This window comes from Rhizobium cauense (assembly GCF_019511525.1).
GTDB classification, from domain to species: Bacteria; Pseudomonadota; Alphaproteobacteria; order Rhizobiales; family Rhizobiaceae; genus Rhizobium; species Rhizobium cauense.
In genome coordinates this window covers 1-5549 of the sequence record NZ_JAEUAT010000046.1, presented here as the reverse complement: position 1 = coordinate 5549, position 5549 = coordinate 1, and the positions used below count along the sequence as shown (strand labels likewise).

The window sequence follows — 5549 nt, the reverse complement described above, 5'->3', positions numbered from 1 at the left end:
CCTCCCCAACCCTCCCCCACAAGGGGAGGGGCTTCTTGCGGCAACCACTGAGCCCTACCGCTGGGCAAGTCGATGCCGCAGGTGTTCTCCCCTTGTGGGGGAGATGCCCGGCAGGGCAGAGAGGGGCTTTCTGCAAAACAGATTTCAGGAGGAACCAATGGCAATTGAAGCATCTACAGAACAGGCGCGCGAACCGCGCATTCGTCTCGGCATGGTCGGTGGTGGCGCCGGCGCGTTCATCGGCGCCGTCCATCGCATCGCTGCCCGCATCGACGACCAGTACGATCTGATCGCCGGCGCGCTGTCGTCGACGCCGGAAAAGGCGATGGCTTCGGGTCTCGATCTCGGCCTTGATCCGTCGCGCACCTATTCCAGCTATCGCGAGATGGCGATCCGTGAAGCGAAATTGAAGAACGGCATCGAAGCGGTTTCGATCGTTACGCCGAACCACGTTCACTACGACGCCGCCAAGGAATTCCTGCGTCGCGGCATCCATGTCATCTGCGACAAGCCGCTGACCTCGAACCTTGCCGACGCCAAGAAGCTGAAGAAGGTGGCCGACGAGAGCGGCGCGCTCTTCATCCTGACGCACAACTACACCGGTTATCCGATGGTTCGTCAGGCACGCGAGATGATCGCCAATGGCGAACTCGGCGATATCCGCCTGGTGCAGGCCGAGTATCCGCAGGACTGGCTGACCGAGGCCGTCGAGCAGACGGGTGCGAAGCAGGCCGTCTGGCGCACCGACCCGGCGCAGTCGGGTGCAGGCGGTTCGACCGGCGATATCGGCACGCATGCCTATAACCTTGCTTCCTTCGTGTCTGGCCTCGAGCTCGACAGCCTTGCAGCCGACCTCGACAGCTTCGTCGAAGGCCGCCGTCTCGACGACAATGCGCACGTCATGCTGCGCTTCAAGGCCAAGGGTTCCGAGAAGCCTGCCAAGGGCATGCTGTGGTGCAGCCAGGTGGCGCCGGGCCACGAAAACGGCCTCAAGGTTCGCGTCTATGGCACCAAGGGTGGTCTGGAATGGGTACAGGCCGATCCGAACTATCTCTGGTTCACGCCGTTCGGCGAGCCGAAGCGCCTGATCACCCGCAACGGCGCCGGTTCCGGCCCTGCGGCTGCCCGCGTTTCGCGCATCCCGTCCGGTCATCCGGAAGGCTATCTCGAAGCCTTCGCGACGATCTACACCGAAGCCGCACACGCGATCAACGCCCACAAGAAGGGCAAGGCGGTCGACAAGGCTGTGGTCTACCCGACCGTTGATGACGGTGTGAAGGGCGTTGCCTTCGTTGATGCCTGCGTGGCCTCCTCGAAGAAAAACGGCGCCTGGGTCAAGGTCTGATCCTCGTCCGTTTCAGTCATTGATGCAATCAATGGGCGCATTTCCTACAATGTTAGGGAGTGCGCCCATTGTTGTTTAACAATGCTGTGGCAGAAACGAGCGCAACCAGATGGAGAGACCAATGAAATCTTCTGCCGCAGTTCTGGCATGCCTCCTCGCTTTCGCTGCACTTCCTGCTCTATCGCAGGAGCTTCCCACGCGCGTGCCCAACTTCTATGCCGGTCAGCGCGTTCCGGGCATGGTCAATGTCCAGGCGACGATGTCTCTTTCTGTCCCTGTCGATGCGGACAAGGAGACCGCCGAGCAGATCAACGCTGCGCAAAAGGGTTTCTACCTTATGGCGGGTGGACAGTGCGATCTCATCCTGCAGACTCTGGCCGAGAGCTGCCAGATCACCAATCTTACGAGCAACGCCGATCTCAATCGCTATCCCCGGGGCGATGTCCAGCGCAACGACATCATCGTGCGGGGCACCGTCACGATGGCGGTGAAGCTCAAGGACGCCAAACAGAACCCTTGAGTCTCCGGCTGGGTGTTCGGTCAGGCCACTGCCTGCTTGCGCTTGATGAGCGCATCCATGCTGAAGGGGCCGCCGCCGGCAGCAACCAGGTAGAGAAAGACGAAGCAGAACAGGATTGCGGCGACGCCGCCGTTCTGCGCCGGGTAGAAGCTTTTCGAGGCATGCCCGATGAAATAGGCAAAGGCCATCAGCCCCGACAGGACGAAGGCCGCGGCGCGTGTCTTGAAACCAATCAACACGAGGAACCCGAGCGTCAGCTCAAGCAGGCCCGCTATCCAGGACATGGAGCCAACGTCAGGCACGCGCTCGGCGGCGGGGAAATGCAGGATCTTCTGCGTGCCGTAGCTGAAGAGCACGAGCGAGGAGACCACGCGCAGCAGGCTGAGGAGATGCGGCTGTGCCAGGTGGATCGGGAGGAGCATCGGATTCCTTTCGTGATGGAGCTTCCTGCTCTCTAGCCTGCCTTCCCGGCATCGCAAATTCACGACTTCTGACATCGGCGTTATCAGTCTTTTCAATATGATAGCAACGCTGAAGGGCCTTTGCGGGGCGGTGCGGAAGTTGCCGATGCGACCGCTTCTTTCCGAAGCCAATCGAATCATCGCTGAACGCCTGCCAGCTGGCGCAGCTTCAGGGAAGTCATTCGGTCATCCGCTGCCTTGATTTTGGCGTGGTGCCCGCCTAGATTGCGGTCATCGCCAATACCAACAGGATGTGTGCAGCAATGGATTTCACCCCGATCGCAACGCCAGTTCGCCTTGCCATTCGGGAGTCCTTTATCCATGCCTGCATCCATTACCCTGTCCAATCTTTCATGGTCCACGCCTGACGGGCGCACCCTTCTTTCCCACCTCGATCTAAGCTTCGGCGCTGAACGAACCGGCCTCGTCGGTCGCAATGGCGTCGGCAAGACGACGCTGCTGAAGCTCGTTTCCGGCGAATTGCAGCCGCAGTCGGGCAGCATTGCTTTTGGCGGACGGCTCGGCATCCTGCGCCAGTCGGTCCAGGTGGAGGAGGGGGCGACGGTCGCCGATCTCTTCGGTGCCAGTGATGCGCTCGCCATCCTTCACCGCGCCGAAGCCGGCGACGCGACCGCTGACGAACTCGCCAATGCCGATTGGACGATCGAGGCGCGCATTGCCGCGGCGATCGAACGCGTCGGGTTGGACGCAGAGCCGGGAACGCTGCTGACCTCGCTCTCCGGTGGCCAACGGACGCGTGTGGGTCTTGCGGCTCTTGTCTTCTCCGATCCCGATTTCCTTATCCTCGACGAGCCGACCAACAATCTCGACCGCGATGGGCGGGAGGCTGTCATCGCCCTGCTCGCCGGCTGGCGCGCCGGCGCCATCGTTGTCAGCCATGATCGTGAACTGCTTGAGACCATGGATGCGATCGTCGAGATCACCACGCTTGGCGCCCGGCGATATGGTGGAAACTGGAGTGCCTTTCAGGAACGCAAGGCGCTTGAGCTCGCTGCCGCCGAACACGATCTCGCGGACGCGGAGCGACGCGTTGCCGATGTGGTCCGCAGCGCCCAGGTCGCCGCGGAGCGGCAGGCCCGCAGTGACCGCAACGGCCGCAAGAAGGCGGCACGAGGCGATATGCCCCGCATTGTCGCCGGCGGTCTCAAGCGGGCGGCGGAAAACACCAGCGGCAACAAGGTTCGCCTTGGCGAAAAACGTCGCGAGGAGGCGATGGAGGAAGCGTCTGCTGCCCGGCAGCGGATCGAGATCCTGCAGCCGTTCTCGGCGCAGCTCGCCTCAACAGGACTGCCGCCCGGCAGGGACGTTCTAAGGCTGGAAAACGTCACCGCCGGCTATCGGTCGGAGGCGCCAATCATCCGAAACCTCTCCTTCGCGGTGACAGGCCCCGATCGTGTCGCGATCGCGGGGCCGAACGGCTCGGGAAAGACGACGCTGCTGGCGCTGATCACAGGCGCACTAAAGCCGTGGTCCGGAACGGTCTCCGTCATGACCGGTTTTTCACGGTTCGATCAGAGCGTCAGTCTCCTCGATCGGTCGCTATCGATCCGCGAAAATTTCCGCAATCTCAATCCTGGTGCCAACGAAAATGCCTGCCGCGCGGCGCTGGCGCGGTTCATGTTCCGGGCGGATGCGGCCCTGCAACAGGTGTCGACGCTGTCAGGAGGGCAGTTGCTGCGCGCTGGGCTTGCCTGCGTCCTCGGCGGTGCGAAGCCGCCGCCGCTGCTGATTTTGGACGAACCGACCAACCATCTGGATATCGATTCGATTGCTGCGGTGGAAGTGGGTCTACAAGCCTATGACGGTGCGCTGCTGGTCGTCAGTCACGACGAGGTGTTTCTGGAGAATATCGGCATATCGCGAATGATACAGCTTCCGCTGGGAGAAGAAGTTCTCGTCTAGGCGGACGGCTCGGATCAGATGTAGAGGCCGGCCATCTTGCGCCAGGCGCCTGCGCGATGCGCTCGGCCGTTCCAGACATGCAGCTGGTGGCCGACCTGCTTCTCCGCCAGCAGCCGGCTGAGGTGATAGTTGTTGTCGAGGAAGGGGTCGGCGTCACCGATGGTCAGGACAATCTCGACTTCGCGCAGTTTCTCCAACTGCCAGCCACCGTGGAGCCCGGGCAGGAAGTGCGTCGGCGTATGGAAATAGACGGCGTCGTCGTAATAGCCGTCGAACAGATCGCCGAAGGATTCGACCCTGATCGTCAGGTCATAGCGGCCGGAGAAGGCAACCAGCTTGCGGAACAGGTGTGGATGCCGGAAGACAAGGCTGGCCGCCTGGAAGGCTCCGAGGCTGCAGCCATGTACGATGGTGCACTCATGTCCGTTCTTCGATGCCATCAGCGGCAGGACTTCATTCAGGATATAGTCCTCGAAGGCGGTGTGGCGACGAATGCGGTCGGCCGGATGACGGTCGAAGCCGTAGAAGGTCTCGGCGGCGAGCCCCTCGATGCAGTAGAGCTGCAGTTGGCCGGCGTGCAGCTTTTCGGCAAGACTGTCTATGACGCCGAGCCTCTCGTATTCCCAGAAACGTCCCTCGCGGGTCGGAAACATCAGCACCTTGGCGCCGGCGTGGCCGAACACCAGCAGCTCCATCTCGCGATGCAGGCGCGGACTATGCCAGCGCAGATATTCCCGGTTCATAACACCTTGAAGAAATCTCGGACTTTCTCGCGCAGAATCGCGCTCTGCTCAATGCTTCCGGGATAATCGAAGTGTCCCGCATCCAATATGAAGGTTTCATTATATTTTGATGTCGGCAGGGCGTTGGCCACCGCGAACTGGCAGGGCGGCGCGACGGCGGGGTCGAAGAGGGCGACGGCTGCGAGCATCGGCACCTTGATCCGGCTTGCGGCACTGGCGGAGTCGAACATGCGCAGGGCGTCGAGCACGCTTCCATGCGTCTTCTGGTACGTCTGCACGGAATCGGCGCTGCCGACGGTCGGCAGTGTCAGCCATTGCGCCCGGTCGCCGAAGGTCGGGACGACGAGGTGGCCGCGATCGATGCGCGGATCGAACGGGATCGCCAGCGCGCCGAGGCCGCCGCCAAAGCTGATGCCGCTGTAGCCGATGTGGCCCGAGAGCCAGGGATAGAGTGCCAGAAGCGTCGAGACGGCAAGCCAGATATCGTCGACGCAGCCACCGATGATGTAAGTATCCGGGCGCGCGATCCCTTGCAGGACGCGGCCCGACGCATCGGC

7 protein-coding genes are annotated in these 5549 nt (G+C 62.1%); 3 read left to right on the top strand and 4 right to left on the bottom strand.

From position 1 onward, the window contains the following. The first annotated feature begins 157 nt into the window (after window positions 1-157). Both JNB88_RS32975 and JNB88_RS32970 read left to right on the top strand, forming a co-directional pair. Entirely contained in the window at window positions 158-1345 is a 1188-nt protein-coding gene (locus JNB88_RS32975; protein WP_056821301.1) for a Gfo/Idh/MocA family protein, read from the top strand. A gap of 121 nt (window positions 1346-1466) precedes the next feature. After that, a complete protein-coding gene (locus tag JNB88_RS32970; protein ID WP_037133404.1) occupies window positions 1467-1865 on the top strand; it encodes a hypothetical protein in 399 nt (132 codons plus the stop codon). Window positions 1866-1885: 20 nt separating this feature from the next. Here the strand turns inward: JNB88_RS32970 and JNB88_RS32965 are convergent, their stop codons facing one another. Then, window positions 1886-2287, bottom strand: a complete 402-nt coding sequence (locus JNB88_RS32965) for a DoxX family protein (protein ID WP_220359150.1) — start codon at window positions 2285-2287, stop codon at window positions 1886-1888. A gap of 176 nt (window positions 2288-2463) precedes the next feature. Continuing rightward, window positions 2464-2649 carry a hypothetical protein gene (locus tag JNB88_RS32960; RefSeq protein ID WP_220359149.1) on the bottom strand — a complete coding sequence of 62 codons (186 nt, stop codon included), beginning with the start codon at window positions 2647-2649 and terminating at the stop codon, window positions 2464-2466. Between JNB88_RS32960 and JNB88_RS32955 the strand changes: the two genes are divergently transcribed. After that, window positions 2648-4249 carry an ABC-F family ATP-binding cassette domain-containing protein gene (locus JNB88_RS32955; protein ID WP_220359148.1) on the top strand — a complete coding sequence of 534 codons (1602 nt, stop codon included), beginning with the start codon at window positions 2648-2650 and terminating at the stop codon, window positions 4247-4249. The genes JNB88_RS32960 and JNB88_RS32955 overlap by 2 nt on opposite strands. A gap of 14 nt (window positions 4250-4263) precedes the next feature. Here JNB88_RS32955 and JNB88_RS32950 read toward each other — a convergent pair whose 3' ends face one another. Next, window positions 4264-4992, bottom strand: coding sequence for an esterase family protein (locus JNB88_RS32950; RefSeq protein ID WP_220359147.1), 729 nt, complete (start codon window positions 4990-4992; stop codon window positions 4264-4266). Then, window positions 4989-5549, bottom strand: a 561-nt coding sequence (locus JNB88_RS32945) for an acetylxylan esterase (RefSeq protein WP_220359146.1), incomplete at its 5' end; no start/stop codon positions are given. The genes JNB88_RS32945 and JNB88_RS32950, both read right to left, overlap by 4 nt.

Bases quoted from the DNA above. Each gene is read 5' to 3' on its own strand.
- JNB88_RS32975 (WP_056821301.1), top strand. From the start codon at position 158: ATGGCAATTGAAGCATCTACAGAACAGGCGCGCGAACCGCGCATTCGT.
- JNB88_RS32965 (WP_220359150.1), bottom strand. From the start codon at position 2,287: ATGCTCCTCCCGATCCACCTGGCACAGCCGCATCTCCTCAGCCTGCTG.
- JNB88_RS32970 (WP_037133404.1), top strand. From the start codon at position 1,467: ATGAAATCTTCTGCCGCAGTTCTGGCATGCCTCCTCGCTTTCGCTGCA.
- JNB88_RS32955 (WP_220359148.1), top strand. From the start codon at position 2,648: ATGCCTGCATCCATTACCCTGTCCAATCTTTCATGGTCCACGCCTGAC.
- JNB88_RS32950 (WP_220359147.1), bottom strand. From the start codon at position 4,992: ATGAACCGGGAATATCTGCGCTGGCATAGTCCGCGCCTGCATCGCGAG.
- JNB88_RS32960 (WP_220359149.1), bottom strand. From the start codon at position 2,649: ATGGATAAAGGACTCCCGAATGGCAAGGCGAACTGGCGTTGCGATCGG.